The organism is Pseudomonas sp. NCIMB 10586 (genome assembly GCF_023127895.1).
Classification (GTDB): Bacteria; Pseudomonadota; Gammaproteobacteria; order Pseudomonadales; family Pseudomonadaceae; genus Aquipseudomonas; species Aquipseudomonas synxantha_A.
The window spans coordinates 206,744-226,811 of the sequence record NZ_SPKQ01000018.1 but is presented as its reverse complement, the minus strand read 5'-3'; the positions used below and the strand labels follow the sequence as shown (position 1 = coordinate 226,811).

Sequence of the window (20,068 nt, the reverse complement as noted above, 5' to 3'; positions counted from 1 at the left end):
CATGCAAAATCTCATCGGCGCACCCAAGCAGAAGCTCAGCTTCAGCGATCCCAAAGTGCGCGCGTGGCTCTTCCAGATCATCACCATTGTGGCGGTGGTCTCGCTGGGCTGGTACCTGTTTCACAACACCCAGACCAACCTGCAACACCGGGGCATCACCTCCGGCTTCGACTTTCTTGAGCGCAGTGCCGGCTTTGGCATCGCGCAGCATTTGATCGACTACACCGAATCGGACAGCTACGCCCGGGTGTTTGTGATCGGCTTGCTCAATACCTTGCTGGTGACGGTCATTGGTGTGGTGCTGGCAACCCTGCTCGGTTTCATCATCGGCGTGGCGCGCCTGTCGCCCAACTGGATGATCAACAAGCTGGCGACGGTCTATGTTGAAGTCTTCCGCAACATTCCGCCGCTGCTGCAGATTCTGTTCTGGTATTTCGCGGTGTTCCTGACCATGCCGGGGCCGCGCAACAGCCATAACTTTGGTGACATGTTCTTCGTCAGCAGCCGTGGCCTGAACATGCCGGCGGCGCTGGCGGCCGATGGGTTCTGGCCGTTTGTCGCCAGCGTGGTGGTCGCTATCGTGGCTATCGTGCTGATGACCCGCTGGGCCAACAAGCGCTTTGAAGCGACAGGCGTACCGTTCCATAAATTCTGGACGGGCCTGGCGCTATTGATTGTGATCCCGACGTTGTGCGGGTTGACCTTCGGCGCACCGCTGCATTGGGAAATGCCCAGGCTTGCCGGCTTCAACTTCGTCGGCGGCTGGGTACTGATTCCGGAACTGCTGGCGTTGACCCTGGCCCTGACCGTGTACACGGCGGCCTTCATTGCGGAGATCGTACGTTCGGGCATCAAGTCCGTCAGCCATGGCCAGACTGAAGCGGCACGCTCGCTGGGCCTGCGTCCGGGGCCGACGCTACGCAAGGTCATCATCCCGCAAGCCTTGCGCGTGATCATTCCCCCGTTGACCAGCCAATACCTGAACCTGGCGAAAAACTCCTCGTTGGCCGCCGGTATCGGCTACCCGGAAATGGTTTCGCTGTTTGCCGGCACGGTGCTCAATCAGACCGGCCAGGCTATCGAAGTCATTGCCATCACCATGAGCGTGTACCTGGCGATCAGCATCAGCATTTCCCTGCTGATGAACTGGTACAACAAGCGCATTGCGCTGATCGAGCGGTGAGGAAACGCCCATGACTACGCATACGTTCAAACCTGATATGCCACCCCCGGACAAAGTCTTCGGGCCGGTGGCCTGGATGCGCGCCAATCTGTTCTCAAGCTGGCTTAACACGCTGCTGACTTTGCTGGCGATCTACCTGGTGTACCTGGTGGTGCCGCCGATCCTGCATTGGGCGATTCTGGACGCCAACTGGGTCGGCACCACGCGCGCCGATTGCACCAAAGAGGGCGCCTGCTGGGTGTTCATCCAGCAGCGCTTCGGGCAGTTCATGTATGGCTATTACCCCGTGGACCTGCGCTGGCGCGTGGACATGACGGTATGGCTGGCCATCATTGGCGTGGCGCCGTTGTTCATCTCGCGTTTTCCACGCAAGGCGATCTACGGCCTGGGCTTTTTGCTGCTGTACCCGATCATTGCCTATTGCTTGCTGCATGGCGGCGTGTTCGGGCTGAGCAACGTGGCGACCAGCCAATGGGGCGGCTTGATGCTGACCCTGGTGATCGCCACGGTGGGCATCGCCGGCGCCTTGCCGTTGGGCATTGTACTGGCGTTGGGACGGCGTTCGAACATGCCGGCGATTCGGGTGGTTTGCGTGACCTTCATCGAGTTCTGGCGTGGCGTGCCGTTGATCACGGTGCTGTTCATGTCATCGGTAATGTTGCCGTTGTTTCTGCCCGAGGGCATGAACTTCGACAAGCTGTTGCGTGCCCTGATCGGCGTGATTCTGTTTCAGTCGGCCTATGTGGCTGAAGTGGTGCGCGGTGGCTTGCAGGCGATCCCCAAGGGGCAATACGAAGCGGCTGCGGCGATGGGCCTGGGTTACTGGCGCAGCATGGGCCTGGTGATCTTGCCGCAAGCCTTGAAGATGGTGATACCGGGCATCGTCAATACGTTCATCGCACTGTTCAAGGACACCAGCCTTGTGATCATCATCGGCCTGTTCGACCTGCTCAACAGCGTCAAGCAAGCCGCCGCCGACCCCAAATGGCTGGGCATGGCCACTGAAGGCTACGTGTTTGCCGCCCTGGTTTTCTGGATTTTCTGTTTTGGTATGTCGCGCTATTCCATGCATCTGGAACGCAAGCTCGACACCGGCCACAAGCGTTAGGAGTTGTTTTAATGAGCCAAGCAATCAAACAGCCGGTGAGCCCTGAAGGCATTATTCAGATGCAGGGCGTCAACAAGTGGTACGGCCAGTTCCACGTGTTGAAAGACATCAACCTCAACGTCAAGCAGGGCGAGCGCATTGTGCTGTGCGGGCCGTCGGGCTCGGGCAAGTCCACCACCATTCGCTGCCTCAACCGCCTGGAAGAGCACCAGCAAGGCCGCATCGTGGTCGATGGCGTGGAGTTGACCAACGACCTCAAGCAGATCGAAGCGATCCGCCGTGAAGTGGGCATGGTGTTCCAGCACTTCAATCTGTTCCCACACCTGACCATCCTGCAAAACTGCACGCTGGCGCCGATGTGGGTGCGCAAGATGCCCAAGCGCAAGGCCGAGGAAATTGCCATGCACTACCTTGAACGTGTACGCATTCCAGAGCAGGCCCACAAGTTTCCGGGGCAACTGTCCGGCGGCCAGCAACAGCGTGTGGCCATCGCCCGTGCCTTGTGCATGAAACCGAAAATCATGCTGTTCGACGAGCCGACCTCGGCACTCGACCCGGAAATGGTGAAAGAGGTTCTGGACACCATGATTGGCCTGGCCGAAGACGGCATGACCATGTTGTGCGTGACTCACGAAATGGGCTTTGCGCGCACCGTGGCCAACCGCGTGATCTTCATGGACAAGGGCGAGATCGTGGAGCAGGCGGCGCCGAATGACTTCTTCGACAACCCGCAGAATGACCGGACCAAGTTGTTCTTGAGCCAGATACTGCATTGATCAATGGTTGAACACATAAACCCGGCCTGGTGCCGGGTTTATTGTTTGTCGGCCAGGGAGCCGCGAGCGCCTCTGGCTTCGTGTTGACGATATGAGTGAGACCGCGCAAATACCTTGGCATAGCCACTCTGCTGCTTCTTTTGCTACCCAGGCACTCTGGTGCGTTGCCTTTGCAGGCAACTGCGAATAGCCTCGTCGGCGCCCAGTTACGTCAGGCCCTGAACATCTCACCGCATCGCCAGGCTGTATTCGACCTGCATATCGCCTTGCTCGACGCGGCAGAAAATCAAGACCCCGAACGTGCCAAATCCCTCTGCCGGCAGTTGATCAATGAACCTTGAAGCCAAACGTACGACTGAACTCGAAGAACTGTTGATCGACGCCGAAGCCGATGACGAGGCCGTCCAGCAGGCCCATCCGCGGGTGGTTCGCCCGTGGCTCCTGCTACTGGGCCTGGTACTGGTGGCGTTGAACCTGCGGCCGGCGCTGTCGAGCATGTCGCCACTGCTGGCTGAAGTCTCCAGCAGCCTTGGGTTATCTGCGGCCAAGGCCGGGTTGCTGACCACTTTGCCGGTCTTGTGCCTGGGCCTGTTCGCGCCCACTGCGCCGATCCTGGCCAGACGTTTTGGCGCCGAGCGCGTGGTGCTGGGCATTCTGCTGACCCTGGCCGCGGGGATTATCCTGCGCAGTTCGTTCGGTGAAGTGGGGCTGTTCGCCGGCAGCCTGATTGCCGGTGCGAGTATTGGCATCATTGGCGTGTTGCTGCCGGGCATCGTCAAGCGCGATTTTGCCCGGCAGGCGGGCGCCATGACCGGCGTCTACACCATGGCGTTGTGTCTAGGGGCTGCGTTGGCTGCGGGAGCCACGGTGCCCCTGAGCCAATATTTCGCAGACAGCTGGGCCATCGGTCTGGGGTTTTGGGTTATTCCGGCGTTGCTGGCGGCCTTGTTCTGGTTGCCGCAAGTGGGGCAAAAGCACGGTGCCCATCAGGTGGCTTACCGGGTCAGAGGCTTGCTGCGTGACCCGCTCGCCTGGCAGGTGACTTTGTACATGGGCCTGCAATCGTCCCTGGCCTACATTGTGTTTGGCTGGTTGCCGTCAATCCTGATCGGACGTGGCCTGAGTGCTACCGAAGCCGGGTTGGCGCTCTCAGGCTCCATCATCGTGCAACTGCTCAGTTCCCTGGCCGCACCGTGGTTGGCCACCCGAGGCAAGGACCAGCGCCTGGCGATTGTAGTGGTGATGCTGCTGACCCTCGGTGGCCTGTTCGGTTGCCTGTATGCGCCGCTGGACGGTTTATGGGGCTGGGCGATTCTGCTCGGTCTGGGGCAGGGCGGCACCTTCAGCCTGGCGCTGACTTTGATCGTGCTGCGCTCGCGTGACGCTCACGTCGCCGCCAACCTGTCGAGCATGGCCCAGGGTATCGGTTACACCCTGGCGTCAATGGGCCCGTTTGCGGTTGGCCTGGTGCATGACTGGACCGGCGGCTGGGCGGCTATCGGCTGGATCTTCGCGGTGATCGGCCTGGGCGCGATTGTCGCGGGCCTGGGCGCCGGTCGTGCGCGCTACGTACAGGTCACCAGCGAGAAGCTCTAGAGGTAAACCACTTCCAGAGTGGCCGAACCATCGAGCGGGGTTTCCACGCTCAGGTCCAGGTTTTGTCGAGCATTGATCACCGTCTGCACGGTGACGGTGCTCAGCATTAAACCGATGGCCGCGGGCCCGCTGACACTGCCCTCCACATCGGTAAAGCCCAGGTAGCTCCTGGAGCCGATGTCGATGGGGTTGAGGTTGGACGTGCGCCACGCCAGTCCCCCGGTAGTGGACTCGGTGCCGTAGATCTGCGCAATGTTGCCGGCCTGGGTCTGTCGTGGGTCGAAGGTCATGGAGTAGACCCCCAGGCGATTGCCGCTGATATCGAACCCCAGGCCGTAGTAAATCTCGCTGTCGACCATGGCCGAGCCGTCGCGGTTGTCGCGCATGCGCAGGGCAAAGCGAACCGTGCCCGTGCAGGCGATGCCGACGGTCAGGGTCTTGACGGGCAGGCGCGTGGCGGTCGCCAGGTGCAAGTCCTGTTGGGCAATCTTGCCGTAGTCAATCAGGGCGCCGCCGGGGAACTGCGGCAAGCAGGCGGAGGGAGTGATCAAGCCTTTGACACTCAGGTCCACCGCCGAGGCGGCTAGCACAGAGGGCGTGCTGGTCAACAGCAACAGACTGGTAAAGAGGCGGGTTTTCACGGGACGAGTTCCTCACAGTGACGGGTCAGGGGTAGACGATTTCGATAGTGCCGGAACCATTGATATGCACCACCTCGCGAAGATCCAGGCTTTGCATGGGGGCAAGGTAAGACTTGAGACGCATCGTGCCGGTCAGGGTCTGGATGGCCACCGGGCCGGTGGTGACGCCCGTCGTGTCGGTAAACCCCAGCAGGCTGTTGGCGGCCATGGGGATTTGCCGCGCGGTGGAACTGCTCCACGCCACGCCGTTGCTGGTGGAGTCGGTGCGGTACAGCGCGGGCAAGGTGTCGGCGCTGAATTCGGCCGGGTCGATAGTCAGGTAAAATCGCCCGATTTTGTTGCGACTGGCATCCAGGTCCAATCCATAAGCGGTTTCATCGGTACCGCCCGTGGCCGAACCGTCGCGGTTGTCTTTCATGCGCAGAGCAAAGCGGATCGGCGCATCGCAGGTCACACTCAGGCGCAGTGTGCGAATGGGCAGCGGTGTTTCAGTGGTGGTATTTAGGTCTTTGGCATACAGGGTGCCGTAGTCCACTACGCCCTGGTCGGATAATGTCGGCAGGCAGGCGATGGGCGCAAAGTGCGCGCGCACGGTCAGTTCCCGGTAGCGTCCGTTTTGTGCGCTGTACAACATCCCGGAAACTTCCCAGGTGGTGTTGTCGCGCACTTGAGTGGCAGCGGGGTCGGCCCAGGCGCGCAGCGTCAGTTGCAACGACAGGGTGTTGCCCCTGAGCACCGCACCGTGTGCGACCGGCGCGATGCCATGGCCGGAACGCCATTCCAGCACCGCGCCATTGGCCACGGGCGCCTGGCCCGCAGCAGGTAGCAGCCCCAACTCTACGGCGCGACCATCGAGCACGGCGTTGCCGGCTTCGATGGCATAGCTGCCATGCGGGGTAAATTGCAGGCGCTGCGGGCTAGCGGCCAGTGCGCGATAGAACAGGCTCAAATCTTGCGCTTGCGGACAGTTGATGGTCACGCTCAGGCGCCGCTCGCCAAGCAAGCGCTCCAGCGCACTGTCGCTTTGTGCCAGGCGGCTCATCAAGCCGAAATCGATCAGGGATTCGCTGACATTCAGTTGGCATTCTTCCAAGGCGTGGGCGGTGCCGGCCCCGCCGATCAATAACCACAGGCACAGTTGGCGCATACATGTTGCGAAGGGCATGACGGGGATCCTCAAGGCGCGTGGCAACGCGCGGGAGCAGTTTCGAAGTACACCGTGGGGTCGGCTTTTTCCGGCAGGGAGTAACGCAATTCGCATCGACCGCCATCGGGTGTGGTTATCCACAGCGTCGATTGGTCCAGCACGTTGGGTAGAAACACCTGGCTGGCGTCCTGCACCAAGGTGACGAACTCGCCGCTGGCGCTGCTGACTGAGGCTCCGGCAGGCAGAGGTGTACCCTGGTCGGTGCTGACGGTGAGCAATATGCGACGGGTCAAGCTGATGCCAAATTCGACTCGGTCAACGGCGCCGCGTCCGGCCGAGATCATCGCCAGGCCATTGTTGATGTCGGCATTGCGCGGCAGTGAACGTGTCTGCACTTCCACTGGGCTGCGCCCGTAGGCGGCGACTTGCGGCACCACGGCCTGGCCTTGCCAGTCGGTCCACACCGCGCCGCTGGGGGTACTGAGCTTGATGCCACTCATATCGCCGACCGACACCAGGGCAAAGGTGTCGCGCACCGGGTAGGGTGAAAAAGTCACGCCGTCGCCATGTATCACCACACCGCCGCGAGCGCCGCCTTGATAACTGGAGCGTTCGGCATCAGCGCGGCTGTAGCTGAAATCGAGCTGGCTGTAACGCGGCAGTACCGAGACGCCCAGCGTGGTTTCCACTTGATGGTCGCTGCTGTCGTGTTCGGCGCTGACGCGATAGCTGAGTTGGTCGTCGATCTGTTCGGTGAGGCCCAGGCCGGTGCGGTTCTCACCGCCGGAATTGCGCACCCAGCTACGTAGCCGGCGACTTTCGCCCAACGGCACGCTGATATTGAGGTACACCGCGTTGTCCTGTTGCTGGCTACCGCCCATTTGCCACTCGGCACTGGCCGACAGTGACACAGCGCCGATGCTCGTGCCCCAAGAGGCCAGCGCACGGCTGCTGCTGTCGCCAGCGAAGTTGGCCGAGCGAGCAACCCCGGCACTGAACGCACCCAGCAGCGGATGCGACCAGCCCAGGTTGAGGCTTTGTTGGTCGCGATAACGGGCGTCGCGGTTGCTGTCATCACGCTCATACGTGCTTTCTTCAAGTTCGCGATAGCCGATGCTGCGCCAGGAATTGGCGGCGCTGATCGACCACTGCTCGCCCAGGCGCTGGGACCAGGAAAGGTCGGTCTGTACGCCCGAAACCTTTTCCCACGCCTGGGTGTTGGACAGCTGTGTGGACAGTTGGATCTGGCTGTCCACCCACGGCAACCAGCCCAGGCTGGCGCCCACCGAGCGGTATTCGCTGGCTGCCAGTACACCAGTGCCCAAGGTCAACTGCGGGTGCAGCGCACCGGTCCAGCCGCCACTGACCACCCACGGATCCTCGCCTTTGGCGTCGCCCACATTCCGCACCCGGCCCGCGGCCACGGAGTAACCCGGTGCGGGCAACCCAAGGCCGAGCATGGCCGCCGGTACGGTGAAGCGCCGCTCACCCCCGGCGCTTTCCTTGACCGTGACCTCGACGTCCGAGCGCGTATTCAAGCGACGTACATCTGGCAGGGTAAAGGGGCCTGCGGGCACGACGGTGGAGTGAATCAACGCACCGTTCTGTCGTACCTCCACCTGGGCAGGGCTGTTGGCAATGCCCTGGATCAGCGCACCCTGGCCCTGTTCTTGAAGGGCTTGCTCGGTAAGCACCTGCACCCCGGTAATCTGCGCGCCGGACAGTACCGGGTTATACAGGTTGATTTGCCCAGCCTGCAGCACCGCCTGGTGGCTGGCGAAGGTGCGCTGGGCATAGGCTTGCAAGTGGGTGCTGCGTGACAGGCCATCCTGCCAGGTCTGTACTTGGCGACTGCGCACGATCCAATCGCCGGCATTGAACCCCACCTCGGTGTTGGCCGAGCCAAAGCGGCTGGCGTCATCGCCGAAGCGGTTGTAGAAACCACTGAGGTCGTAGTTGAGCAGCCCGGCAAACCCGCCGGTTTCGTACCCCGAGATATCCTGCTGTATGGGGCGCAGCGCCTCGGTGGGTACCACCAGTGACACCGTCAGCGTCGCCGGGTCCGGTTCAACCAGGGTTTGCGGATATTGCGCAAGAAAATCGTGACAACCTGCCGTTTCATTCGGGATCACCAGGTTGGCGGCGTCCAGCAATGCGCGGTCGAAGCACGGGTTGCCTTGCTGATCGAAGGTCACATCCAGCCGGCCGCGTCGCTGACCATTGACCCGCAGATTGACCGTGTGTTGCCCGGTGGCGAAGCGCGGTGCTGCCAGCAGCAGGCTGGCCAGCTGTGGATCAATGCCGCGTTGATGCAAGGTCTGGGCGTCGAAGCTGGAGGCGCTGGAGTTTTCGGCCCATGCCTTGGCGGGCATCAGCGCGCACAGCAGCAACACCAGCGGCAAGGTCGAGTTGGCAGGGATGTCGGGCACGGCTTCGCCGTCACGGTAACTCAATACTGTTTTCACGCAAGGTACTCGAGTAGTGAACGCGCGAGCCCCGTGTGCCCAGGCGTTCTGGTGACGGTCAATGAGCCGTCACTTCGTTATTCAGGCGGCGGTCAGGGGGGCGACGCCTGCGGTTTTCAGTCAGAGGGTGATCGGTGCGTCGTAGGCTTTCACCGCAAAGCCGTACACAGTGGCCGGCTGCAACCTGACCGTGTTGGCCTGCCCGCCGCTGGCCGGCACGCTCAAGGCTTCGCCGGGCAGCACGTAAGTGCGCGGCAGCATCGCCCTGCCGTTGCCGGGCAACAGCAGCAGTTCCTGCGCCAGGCGCACTACATAGGGCGTGTCGTTACGTACTTGCAACTGGCCGTCGCGCAAGGTCCAGGTCAGGTCGGTCCAAGGCGTGCGGTTGGGGGCAAGGCCTCTGGGATGCACGATCACCGGCAAGTTCTGGCGCACGGTCACGCCCACGCGGGCATGCCCGGCGGCGGTCGCGGCACGGCCTTGGGGCATGCCTTCGAACACTGCGCGTTTAAGCCGTTGGGTGAGCAACGGCTTCCGGTTTTGCAGGATGAAGCGCACCAACTGGGATTTAGACGCCTCGACCCGTGACAGCGGCGGTGTCACCACCAGCAGCGGCTCGGTGTCTTCCGGAATATCCTGCAAGGTCACATGCAGCAGCGCGAGTTGGCTGTCGGTGTTGGTCACCGACACTGCCGCTTCGCCTTCGGCTTCGAACACGATCACCACGGAGGTGTCCGGTACCATCCCGTCGGCTTTGACTTGATTGCCGAGTATCAGCAGCAGGGCGATAAGGCCGACAGCGGTGTTTGAGAATGTCGTCGTCATGACGGGTTTTCCATTAGGCCAAAAGGTATCGGTCAGAGGTAACGCAAATCCAGGACGATGGAGCCGTCGAGGGGGACTTCCTGGTCCAGCGTCAGGTACTGCGAAAAATTGATGGCGGTGACCACCTGAAGCTCCGCGGTCAGTTGGCTGATGAAGTCCGGTTGACGGTCGCCCAGCAGTGCAAAGGCCATATAGGATCTTGGATAGGCGTTGGGGTCCGGTGACCAGGTTTCCCCGTTGTTGGTGGAGGCCAATACCTGCATGGGCTGCGCATCGCCCACTACGTTGCGATAGGACAACGCTACGGAGCCGAGACGTTCCTCGGGGGCGTGGATGTTTCTGCCCAGTCCGTAGAAAAAGTCGGGGGCCAGCGAGGAGTCGGCGCGATTGTCGATGCCTACCAAGGCAAACAGCATGGGCCTGGCGCAGAGCACATGCAGTTCGAGTAGCTGGCTGGGCAGCACGGTGAACTCGTCTGCGTTGAGGCTATGTGCGGGGATCTTGTCATGCTCGATGATGCCGTCATTCATCAGCTCGATGTGGCAGGCATCCGGTGTCACCCGGCCGGTCACCGTGAGGTCGACGGTCGAGGCTGCGTGGGTATCGACTAAGGTGGCCAGGCAGAGCAGCGCAGCCACGTAACGGCCAACTGTGTCCAGTACCGGCACAGGTAGGCGCAGCCCATGCCCGGCAGTTTTCAAGGGATGGGCGGCCATGGGTTACAGGTACTTCACTTCGAGGGTGGCGGAACCGTCGATGGTGACTTCATTACTGAGGTCCAGCCCGTCGGTGCGGTTGATGATCGTGAGCACTTCCAGGTCTACGCGCAGATTCTTGATTGGCATTGGCTGGGTGTCGTCATCCATTGAGGCCGCCGCCATGTACATGCTCGGTTCCCAGAATTTTTCGGGGTACCAGGAGTTACCCTGATCCATCGATGCGATAGGTTGGACGGCAACGCCGTCTTCAGCCACTGCGTTACGCCAGGTGAGGGAGAAATGACCGAGCTTTTGGTTCTCGTTGATAAAGCCCAGGCCAAAGTCTGTCGAGAGGCCTGAGCCTGCACGATTATCAATGGGGTGCAGGGCAAACTGGATTGGCGCGTCACAATCGACGGTCATCAATAGGGTATGCCTGCCAATCGCCGTTCCTCTATCGGGGTTCAGGTCCTTGGCGGACACCTTGCCATGGTCGATCACACCGCCACCGGAAAGGGTGGGTATACAGGCGCTGGGCACGATCAGCCCCTTGACGGTCAGGTCGACGCTGGAGGCAGCGAAGGCAGTGGCTGAGCTGAGCAGAAGTACGCTGGCGGCCAGCGTGGTCAATCGAATATTCATCGGGTCTCCTTATCCTTAGAGGTAATTGACTTGCACGGTGGCGTGACCGTCGATAGGCACATCGTCGGTCAGTGTCAGGTTGCTGGCGGGCGCGATGTGAGTGATCAGGCGGATCTCGGCCTCCAGCTTCTGGATCGCAATCGGTACCACGCCGTCGTTGTTGGCGACCGCTGTCAGCACGGTGTGGCTGAGCATCACGGAGGGCATCCAGGTTGCGCCGCCATCCCTTGAGACTATGGTGCGTACCGGCACGTCGTCGGCCACCGGCTGGTAGAGGCCAAGCCCGGCATCACCGACTTTTTCGTCGTTGGGGGTCATGCCCAGGCCGTGCCAACTGAAGTGGCTGGCGGTGGTGCCGGCGCGGTTGTCGATGGTGTTCAGGGTAAAAAACGTCGGCCCTTCGCAATGCACGCTCAAGAGCATGGTTTCTCGGGGCAGGTCGGTGTAGGTGTCGCTATTGAGATCCTTGACCGACACCTTGCCGAAGTCGACATTGCCACCGCCGGAGACCTCTGGCGCGCAGGCGCTTGGCGTGATGATGCCTTTGACGGTGAGGTCCAGGCTGCTGGCGGCGAAGACTGAGCCGGCGCCAAACAGCAACAGTGTCGCAGTGAGGGTAGTGAGAGGGCTGGCCATGGGTCACATCCTGTGAATGAATGGTGGTTTACAGGTACTTCACTTCAAAGGTCGCCGAACCGTCGATTGCCACTTCGTTAGTTAATGTAAGGTCCTTTGCTGCCGCAATGGAGCCGTACAGGGTAATGTCCATCGTCGCGTCCTTGATCGGATGCGGCGCCCAACCGTTATCGCCGCGGCTGCCCAGTGCGACAAACTCACCTGGCCCAACAGCGTCGTCCGGATAGATGTCTCTCCACTGACCATCGTCGTTGTACATCGCCAGCAGGGTGGAGGGTGTTTCGGCGACGGGATTGTTGAATGTGAAGCTATATTGGCCGAGCTTCTGGTTTTCGTTGGTCAGCCCCAGGCCAAACGCGTAGCTATATATGGGAGAGCCCGCTCGGTTATCGATGAGGTCGATGGCGAACAGTGTCGCCGCTTCGCAATTCACGCTCAGTAGCAGGGTTTTGCGTTCAAGCTGTGTAGGGGTATCGAGATTCAGATCTTTTGCCGCGATCTTTCCAAAATCGACATTGCCCGGCAGGCTGGCTGCACAGGCGCTGGGCGTGATCAACCCTTTGACGGTCAGGTCGACGCTGCTGGCGGCGAAAGCCGATGACGTCATGGCGAGCAGCAGGGCACTGCTCCACAGGGGCAGGCGGGTCTTCATCTGGGAAACGTCCATTTACAGGTACTTCACTTCAAAGGTCGCGGAGCCGTCGATTGCCACTTCGCTGGTCAAGGTCAGGTTTCTTGCAGGTGCAATCAAGGTGTGCAGCGTCATGTCCATGAGCGCGTCTTTGATCGGGTGGGGGGCCCAACCGTTCTCACCGCGGCTGCCCAGCGCCACCAGATCGTTGGGGGCAATGACCTCATCCGTAAGGAGGTCTGTCCATTGGCCCTCGGAGTTGTACATTGCAATCAGGGTGGATGGTGTTTCAGTGACGGGGTTGCTGAACGTCAACTGATACAGGCCGAGCTTCTGGGTTTCGTTGATCAAGCCCAGGCCAAAGGCGCCGCCGGACGCGGCGGAACCGGCTCGATTGTCGACGGGATGGATTGCAAACAGCGTCGCCGCGTCGCAATTGACGCTCAGTTGCAGGGTCTTTTTCTCAAGCGGCGTATAGCTGTCTTGATTCAGATCTTTTGCGGCGATTTTTCCAAGATCGACGTCACCCGGCAGGTTGGGTGTGCAGGCGCTGGGCGTGATCAACCCTTTGACAGTCAGGTCGACGCTGCTGGCGGCGAAAGCGGATGACGTTATGGCGAGCAGCAGGGCACTGCTCAGTAGGGATACAGAGGTCTTCATTTCAAATTGTTCCATTACAAGCTGGCAGATTGAGGCACGCCAGGGCAACGCCCGGTCGTGTGTGGGCGGGTGGTTGCCTGGAGGCGATCTCGATTTTTTTGCGCTTGCCGGGGAGTGGCAAGTCGTCCCTCTTTGGGGTGGGCACAATCTAGCGAGGGGGGCGCGCGGGGGAAATACAACTAATACGACATTGGCGGGGGGGACGAAGGACGTGCCGGGAGAGGGGGGCGGTGGTGCTTTTCGTAGTTGTTGTATCGACTCGGTCAGACTCAAAAGATTATAGATACCCCCTGAATGGGTATTTGCTACATGAGAGGTCTCGAGGGCTATTGCACCAGTGCCGGAGATTACTGCCGGATCAATAGTCACGATAGAGGTACTGATGGGTTCGCTGGTAGGTTCAACAGCAGGAGCGAACCGCAAATTGAAGCCACAAGGTGCCCCCCCGCTTCATTGGCAGCAGTTGAGCGTGCTGGTGGTGGAAGACCATTCAGCCTACCGCCTGTTGCTGGGTTGTTTGCTGCAAAAACTGGGGTTGGGATACGAATTGGCCGACGATGGGTACGTCGGGCTGGCGGCCTTTGCCAGCCGGCCCTTCGACTTGGTGATCAGTGATTGCCAGATGCCGTTCATGGACGGCTACAGCATGGCTCGCGCTATTCGCCAGCATGAGCGCGACAACGGGCAGAGGCGAGTGCCGATCATTGCCTTGACCGCCAACCTGCAAAACGACAGCCCCCGGCGTTGCCGCGACGCCGGCATGGATGCCTGGCTGCTCAAGCCATTGACCCTTGAACAGCTGCACGCCGTGTTGGCACGCTGGCTGCCGAGCGAGGATGACGCGTATGTCGCCCAGAAGGCTGTTGCGCCGCTCGCCGGCTGGCCAACCCGTGCCACGTTGGTCGCCATGTTTGGCAGCGAGCGTATCGTCGATCAATTGTTGGAAACCCTGTTGTTCGAGGCTTGGGAAGACCACCGCGTGTTGCGCCATGCCTGCTTGACGTTGAACTCGTCACTGACGGCTGAGCGCCTCCATCGATTGGTGGGCAGCCTGGTGTTTTTGGGCGGTACTGGCCTTGAAGCCAGCGCCGTGAAGCTGATCGAACAGGTCCAGTCCCAGGGTGTTGCTGCGCACAAGGTGCAATTGGAGTTGTTCCTGGCGCGCTTGTTCGTCTATCTCGAGTACCTCTCTGAAGTCTGAGAGGTAGTGTTGGCGCAGAGCGTTTTGCAATCCGTTGATCTTGTTTTTGCTGTAGGTATTTTCTTATTGTTTTGTAGGCAAAAAATTGTGAGCTACTGAACATTGAGCGTGGCTGCCAGCAGCACTTTGTTAGCGGTTGTTGATGAGCGCCAGCGGGGGTATTTTGCGCGGATTCAGTTTGCCATCATTCGTGGGAATCTATGCTTCGAGTAATTATTGCTGACGATCACCCTATTGTGCGTATCGGGCAGAAAGTGGTGATTGAGGCGCATGGCCGGTGCAAAGTGGTCGCGGAAGCCGACGGCCCCGATCAGTTGCTCGAACTGTTGAGGACAACCCCGTGTGACGTGCTCGTCACAGACTTTGCCATGCCAGGCGGCCAGCAGGCCGACGGCTACGGGCTGTTGAGCCTGTTGCACCGCCAATACCCGCAGTTGCCGGTGATTCTGGTGACCATGTTCGCCAGCGTCGCCACCCTGCGTGCTTCCTTCGCCCATGGTGCCAAGGCCGTGGTGGCCAAAAGTGCTTCGGCCAAGGAGCTGCCCCAGGCGATCAAGGCTGTGTGTGCCGGCCAGACGTTCGCCAGTGAATCCCTGCGGATGCAAATGGTAGAGGCGGGTACGGGCGATCAGTCCCAGGTGCCGCAATTGTCCTGCAAGGAGCGCGAGGTGGTGCGCATGTTGGCCAGCGGCATGACCGTCAGCCAGATTGCGGCACAGGTCAACCGCAGTATCTCTACCATCAGTAAGCAGAAAAGCACGGCTATGCAGCGGCTGAGTATCTCAACCGATGTAGACCTGTTCGCCTACGCTCGCAGCACTGGGATGGTGCCGTAGGCTCCTGCATTTGCCTGGCGAATGTCAGTAGCCAGCGCGGTGTGGGCAGCCTATCGTGCGCTTATTCTTTCGAAACCTGCGGAGCCTGCCCATGAGTGATGCCCATAACGCCCTGATCACCGCGTTCTACAGTGCCTTCCAGCGCCTGGATGCCGAAGCCATGGCCGCCTGCTACACCGAAGACGTGGTGTTCAGCGACCCGGCCTTCGGCGAGTTGCGCGGGCGCGACGCGGGGGATATGTGGCGAATGCTCACCACGCGGGCCAAGGATTTCTCCCTGACCTTCGACCACGTGCGCAGTGATGACAGCACAGGCAGCGCGCACTGGGTGGCGACGTACCTGTTCAGTGCCACGGGCAATACGGTGGTTAACGACATCGGTGCGCGCTTTGTGTTTCGCGACGGCAAGATCTGCGAGCACCACGATCACTTCGACCTGTGGCGCTGGTCGCGCCAGGCGCTGGGCTTGAAAGGGCTGCTGTTGGGCTGGTCGCCGGCGCTGAAAAATGCGGTGCGGGCCCAGGCGCTTAAAGGCTTGAAGGCATTCCAGGCCGGTCGTTGATAAGATTGGCGCTCCTCTGGTTTGCCGAAATTGCCCTGTGACTGATCCTGTAGAACCCAAACCCTGGTTCGTCTACCTGGTGCGTGCCGCCAATGGCTCGTTGTATTGCGGCATCAGCAATGACCCGGTGCGCCGCTTTGCCTGCCACCAAAGCGGCAAGGGCGCGCGGTTTTTCTTGTCCAGCCCGGCGGTGGCGTTGGTGTACACCGAACAATGCGCGAGCAAGGGTGAGGCGTTGCGCCAGGAGCGGCTGATCAAGAAGCTGAAGAAGAGTGCCAAGGAGTGTCTCGCGACGAGTGGCAAGCAATGATCGAAATTATTTACTGATTCATGTGAGGTAAATCCTCGGCCCATCCGTGTAGTGCATGAAACTGCGATCTATTCGCATTAACAGCGTTTTCTACACGGGTTCTCACAGCATGAAGTCAACGGCGGGTGGTTGGGTAAAACAGTGGCTGGGAGCCTCGGTCTTGGCGGTGTCAGGGCTGGCGTTGCTGCCTTTGAGCGTTGCGCGTGCGCAGGAGCAGCAAAGCGCCCAGTTCAATTTTGCCCTGGCAGCCAAACCACTGCCCCAGGCCCTGAGCGAGTTCAGCCGTGTCACAGGCATCAGTGTGATCTACACCGATGAAGCGCCTTATGGCCTCAATGCCCCGGCGCTCAGTGGGCAGATGAGCGCGACCCAGGCCCTGCAACGTCTGCTGAGCAATACAGGTTTCACCTTCCGCCAGATCGACGCCCGCACCCTGGCCCTGGAGCCGCTGCCCAGCGACGGCGCGGTCAACCTTGGCGCCACCACCATCAGCGCGGCCAACCCGACGCAGGACAGCACCAGCTATCAGCCGCCGCCCACCAGTTCGGTGATGCGCTCCCATGGGTTGCTGCTGGAAACCCCGCAAACCGTCAACGTGGTGCCGGCTCAGGTGCTGCGCGACCAGCAACCGCGCAACCTGGATGACGCCCTGGGCAATATCAGCGGCATCACCCAGTCCAACACCCTCGGCAGTACTCAGGACGCGGTGATGTTGCGTGGTTTTGGCGACAACCGTAACGGCTCGATCATGAAGGACGGTATGCCGGTGGTGCAGGGCCGTGCCATGAACGCTACCGCCGAGCGTATTGAAGTGCTCAAGGGCCCATCCTCGCTGTTGTATGGCATCCAGGACCCGGGCGGCGTGGTCAATATCGTCAGCAAAAAGCCTGAGCTGATGCAGTCCACCTCCCTGACCGCGCGCGGCTCGACCTTCGGCAGCGGCAAGAACGGCAGTGGTGGCAACCTCGACACCACCGGCCCCCTCGGCGACAGCGGCCTGGCTTATCGCCTGATTGTCGATCATGAAGACGAAGATTACTGGCGTAACTACGGCACCCATCGCGAGACCCTGGTGGCGCCGTCCCTGGCCTGGTACGGCGATACCACCCAAGTGGTGCTGGCCTATGAACACCGCGAATTTCTCGCGCCGTTCGACCGTGGCACCGCCATCGATCCCAAGACCAACCACCCGCTGAACATCCCCGCCACCCGGCGTCTGGATGAACCGTTCAACAACATGGAAGGTCGCTCCGATCTGTACCGCCTGACCGTCGATCATGATCTGAACGACGACTGGAAAGCTCACTTCGGCTACAGCTGGAATCGCGAAACCTATGACGCCAGCCAGGTGCGCGTGGTCAAGGTCAACACCAACGGCACCCTGACCCGTAACATGGACGGTACCCAGGGCGCGTTGACCACCGACCGCTTCGCCACCGCCAGCCTCGAAGGCAGGGTCGATGTTGCAGGTATGCAGCACGATCTGGTGTTCGGCCTGGACGATGAGTACCGCAAGATCTACCGTGCCGACCTGATCCGCCAGGCGCCGCGAGGCACCTTCGATTACAACAACCCGGTATACGGCAATGAAGTCGCCGGTTCCAAAGTCAGCGCGCCGGACAGCAACCAGACCGATCTGCTGCGCAGCGATTCGCTGTTCTTCCAGGATGCCATCCACCTCAACGATCAATGGATCCTGGTCGGCGGTGCGCGCTACCAGATGTACGATCAATACGCCGGCAAAGGCGTGCCGTTCACCGCCAACACCGACGGCAATGGCCAGAAGTGGGTACCACGGGCCGGGCTGGTGTATCGCTACACTGATCAATTGTCGTTCTACGGCAGTTATACCGAGTCGTTCAAACCCAACTCCACCATCGCGCCGCTGGCCAATAAAACCGTGTTGAGTGGCAGTTTGCAGCCGGAAGAATCCAAAGCCTGGGAGCTGGGTACCAAGTTCGACCTGCCGGGGCGCATCACCGCCAGTGCCGCGCTGTTCACGATCGATAAACGTAACGTATTGGTGCAGGTAGGCGAGGGCCTGACCTCGGAGTACAGCGTGGCCGGCAAGGTGCGCTCTCGCGGTCTGGAGCTGGATGCCAGCGGCCAGCTGACGGATAAATGGAGCCTGATTGGCAGCTATGCCTACACCGATGCCGAGGTTACCGAAGACCCTAAGCTCAAAGGTAATCGCCTGCAGAATGTGGCAAAAAGCACCGGCTCGTTGTCGGCGGTGTATGACTTCGGCAGTGTCCTGGGCGGCGATCAACTGCGTGTCGGCGCCGGGGCGCGTTATGTCGGCGAGCGGGCAGGGGACGCGGCCAACAGTTTCGAACTGCCCAGCTACACCGTGGCCGATGTGTTCGCCAGCTATGACACCCGGCTTGAAGGGCAGAAGGTCAAGTTCCAGCTCAATGTGAAGAACCTGTTCGATCGTACTTACTACACCTCATCGGTGAATACGCAGTTTGTGTCCATGGGCGATGCGCGGCAGGTGTCGGTATCCAGCACCTTGACCTTCTGATTCATTTATCTGTGGGAGCTGGCTTGCCTGCGATGGCATCGACTGGGTTTGCCTGATACACCGAGTTGTCTGCATCGCAGGCAAGCCAGCTCCCACAGGAAAGCGGTCGCCACATTGATAGCGAGCTGTTAGCGTTGCCGCCATTGCATGCTTATGGAAAACGCAACGATGCACTTTGTAAAATGGTTACGCACCGGCACCCTGCTGGTTGGCTTGAGCTTTTTGCTGGGCGGCTGCGCCAGTGTTTCACCGACTTCCACACCGGCAACCCTGGATAAGTTGTTGAGCGACCCGGCGCTGCACGGCGCTACGGTGTCGCTGATGGTGCGCGATGCTCGCAGTGGCGCCACGCTCTATCAGCACAACCCTCGCACCCGGCTGGTGCCCGCGTCCAACCTCAAGTTGCTGACCACCGCCGCGGCGATGGATGTGTTGGGGCCGCAATACCGCTTCGCCACCCAACTGCTGAGCAATGGCATACGCCAGGGCGACCGTTTGACCGGCAACCTGTACCTGCGTGGCCTCGGCGACCCGACCGTTCAGTTTGCCGATTACCAGGCCCTGGCCGCGCAATTGGCCAGCCAGGGCGTGCGCCAGGTGCAGGGCGACCTGGTGTTCGATGACAACTGGTTCGACGCTGAGCGGCTGGGTGTCGACTGGTCTCACGATGACGAAACCACCTACTACGGCGCGCAGATTTCAGCGCTGACCGTGTCGCCTGATTCGGATTTCGATGCAGGCAGCGTACTGGTCACCGCGAAGGCTGCGCTGCGGGCCGGCTCGCCGGTAAGTGTCGAGATTTTTCCGCCCACCGATTACCTGCAACTGAGCAACCTCGCCATCAGTGGGCCGGGCAACAGCTATGGGATCAACCGTCGCCATGGCACCAACCTGTTGCAGCTCAGCGGCGCAGTGGCGCCGGGGCGGCAGAGCCAGCAATTGGTCAGCGTCTGGGAGCCAACGCAACTGGTGGCCAATCTGTTCGAACAGGCCTTGGCGCAACAGGGCATCACCGTATTGGGGCGTCGAGTGATGGGTGGGGCAAGCCCGGCTGCAGTGACGGTGCTGGCCGAGCACCAATCGGCACCGTTACAGGAGTTGATCACGCCGTTGCTCAAGCTCTCGAACAACAACATGTCCGAAGCCTTGCTCAAGGCCATGGGGCGCCAGACCGCCAATAGCGGCACGGCAGCGGCGGGTGCCGTGGCGGTGGCCGGGTTTCTCAAGCGTCAGGGGCTGGACACCAGCACGTTCAGTCAGGTCGACGGCTCCGGCCTCTCGCGGCGCAATCTGGTGTCGTCGCAAACCCTCACCGACCTGCTACTGGCCGCCAGCAAACAGCCGTGGTTCGACACCTGGTACAACGCGCTGCCGATTGCCGGCAACACCGACCGCATGACCGGCGGCAGCCTGCGCTACCGTCTGCGCGACACGCAGGCGCAGAACAACCTGCACGCCAAGACCGGCTCCATGGGCGGCGTGTCGTCATTGAGTGGTTACATCACCGACGCCGGCGGGCGCAAGCTGGTGTTCGCGATGCTGACCAACAACTACGTGGTGGCCGGCGCGCAGGTCAAGGCGTTGGAGGATCGCGTGGCAGTGGCGCTGTCACGCAACGACGATTGAT

The 20,068-nt window shown here is 60.9% G+C and carries 19 protein-coding genes and 1 pseudogene; 11 read left to right on the top strand and 9 right to left on the bottom strand.

Features of this window, described 5'->3' with window-relative positions; genetic code table 11:
* Position 1 precedes the first annotated feature (1 nt).
* From E4P01_RS09005 to E4P01_RS08985, 5 genes and pseudogenes are all read left to right on the top strand, one after another.
* On the top strand, positions 2-1,183 hold the full coding sequence (locus tag E4P01_RS09005; protein ID WP_005785047.1) for an amino acid ABC transporter permease: 1,182 nt from the start codon (positions 2-4) through the stop codon (positions 1,181-1,183).
* Positions 1,184-1,193: 10 nt separating this feature from the next.
* Positions 1,194-2,291, top strand: a complete 1,098-nt coding sequence (locus tag E4P01_RS09000; RefSeq protein ID WP_032877666.1) for an amino acid ABC transporter permease — start codon at positions 1,194-1,196, stop codon at positions 2,289-2,291.
* Positions 2,292-2,302: 11 nt separating this feature from the next.
* The gene (locus tag E4P01_RS08995; RefSeq protein WP_005785051.1) at positions 2,303-3,067 is read left to right on the top strand and encodes an amino acid ABC transporter ATP-binding protein; all 765 of its coding nucleotides are present in this window, start codon (positions 2,303-2,305) and stop codon (positions 3,065-3,067) included.
* Positions 3,068-3,252: 185 nt separating this feature from the next.
* Positions 3,253-3,408, top strand: a pseudogene (locus tag E4P01_RS08990) (GntR family transcriptional regulator); the annotation flags it as partial.
* The gene (locus E4P01_RS08985) at positions 3,398-4,663 is read left to right on the top strand and encodes a CynX/NimT family MFS transporter (RefSeq protein WP_148853487.1); all 1,266 of its coding nucleotides are present in this window, start codon (positions 3,398-3,400) and stop codon (positions 4,661-4,663) included. The pseudogene E4P01_RS08990 and the gene E4P01_RS08985, both read left to right, overlap by 11 nt.
* Here the strand turns inward: E4P01_RS08985 and E4P01_RS08980 are convergent.
* From E4P01_RS08980 to E4P01_RS08940, 9 genes are all read right to left on the bottom strand, one after another.
* Complete coding sequence (locus E4P01_RS08980) at positions 4,660-5,304, bottom strand: DUF1120 domain-containing protein (protein ID WP_103733360.1); 645 nt, start codon at positions 5,302-5,304, stop codon at positions 4,660-4,662. The genes E4P01_RS08985 and E4P01_RS08980 overlap by 4 nt on opposite strands.
* A 25-nt stretch (positions 5,305-5,329) precedes the next feature.
* Positions 5,330-6,469, bottom strand: a complete 1,140-nt coding sequence (locus E4P01_RS08975) for a DUF1120 domain-containing protein (protein WP_216090776.1) — start codon at positions 6,467-6,469, stop codon at positions 5,330-5,332.
* 11 nt (positions 6,470-6,480) lie between these two features.
* A complete protein-coding gene (locus E4P01_RS08970) occupies positions 6,481-8,916 on the bottom strand; it encodes a fimbria/pilus outer membrane usher protein (RefSeq protein WP_216090777.1) in 2,436 nt (811 codons plus the stop codon).
* 120 nt (positions 8,917-9,036) lie between these two features.
* Complete coding sequence (locus E4P01_RS08965) at positions 9,037-9,741, bottom strand: fimbria/pilus chaperone family protein (RefSeq protein WP_032877660.1); 705 nt, start codon at positions 9,739-9,741, stop codon at positions 9,037-9,039.
* Between the two features lie 32 nt (positions 9,742-9,773).
* On the bottom strand, positions 9,774-10,457 hold the full coding sequence (locus E4P01_RS08960) for a DUF1120 domain-containing protein (protein WP_078820339.1): 684 nt from the start codon (positions 10,455-10,457) through the stop codon (positions 9,774-9,776).
* A 3-nt stretch (positions 10,458-10,460) separates the two neighbouring features.
* Positions 10,461-11,081 carry a DUF1120 domain-containing protein gene (locus E4P01_RS08955; protein ID WP_216090778.1) on the bottom strand — a complete coding sequence of 207 codons (621 nt, stop codon included), beginning with the start codon at positions 11,079-11,081 and terminating at the stop codon, positions 10,461-10,463.
* A 15-nt stretch (positions 11,082-11,096) separates the two neighbouring features.
* Positions 11,097-11,717 carry a DUF1120 domain-containing protein gene (locus E4P01_RS08950; RefSeq protein ID WP_078820341.1) on the bottom strand — a complete coding sequence of 207 codons (621 nt, stop codon included), beginning with the start codon at positions 11,715-11,717 and terminating at the stop codon, positions 11,097-11,099.
* Between the two features lie 28 nt (positions 11,718-11,745).
* On the bottom strand, positions 11,746-12,369 hold the full coding sequence (locus tag E4P01_RS08945) for a DUF1120 domain-containing protein (protein ID WP_216090779.1): 624 nt from the start codon (positions 12,367-12,369) through the stop codon (positions 11,746-11,748).
* A gap of 15 nt (positions 12,370-12,384) precedes the next feature.
* The gene (locus E4P01_RS08940; protein ID WP_078820343.1) at positions 12,385-13,008 is read right to left on the bottom strand and encodes a DUF1120 domain-containing protein; all 624 of its coding nucleotides are present in this window, start codon (positions 13,006-13,008) and stop codon (positions 12,385-12,387) included.
* A 382-nt stretch (positions 13,009-13,390) separates the two neighbouring features.
* On the opposite strand from E4P01_RS08940, the gene E4P01_RS08935 reads away from it, so the two are divergent.
* From E4P01_RS08935 to dacB, 6 genes are all read left to right on the top strand, one after another.
* Positions 13,391-14,209 carry a response regulator gene (locus E4P01_RS08935; RefSeq protein ID WP_216090780.1) on the top strand — a complete coding sequence of 273 codons (819 nt, stop codon included), beginning with the start codon at positions 13,391-13,393 and terminating at the stop codon, positions 14,207-14,209.
* Positions 14,210-14,409: 200 nt separating this feature from the next.
* The gene (locus E4P01_RS08930; protein WP_032877653.1) at positions 14,410-15,045 is read left to right on the top strand and encodes a response regulator transcription factor; all 636 of its coding nucleotides are present in this window, start codon (positions 14,410-14,412) and stop codon (positions 15,043-15,045) included.
* Positions 15,046-15,136: 91 nt separating this feature from the next.
* Positions 15,137-15,607, top strand: a complete 471-nt coding sequence (locus E4P01_RS08925) for a nuclear transport factor 2 family protein (protein ID WP_032877651.1) — start codon at positions 15,137-15,139, stop codon at positions 15,605-15,607.
* A 37-nt stretch (positions 15,608-15,644) separates the two neighbouring features.
* Positions 15,645-15,917, top strand: coding sequence for a GIY-YIG nuclease family protein (locus tag E4P01_RS08920; RefSeq protein ID WP_032877650.1), 273 nt, complete (start codon positions 15,645-15,647; stop codon positions 15,915-15,917).
* 109 nt (positions 15,918-16,026) lie between these two features.
* Entirely contained in the window at positions 16,027-18,441 is a 2,415-nt protein-coding gene (locus E4P01_RS08915; protein ID WP_032877649.1) for a TonB-dependent receptor, read from the top strand.
* 168 nt (positions 18,442-18,609) lie between these two features.
* Positions 18,610-20,067 (top strand): D-alanyl-D-alanine carboxypeptidase/D-alanyl-D-alanine-endopeptidase, encoded by a 1,458-nt coding sequence (dacB, locus tag E4P01_RS08910; RefSeq protein WP_216090781.1) that lies wholly within the window; start codon positions 18,610-18,612, stop codon positions 20,065-20,067.
* The last annotated feature ends 1 nt before the right edge of the window (position 20,068 follow it).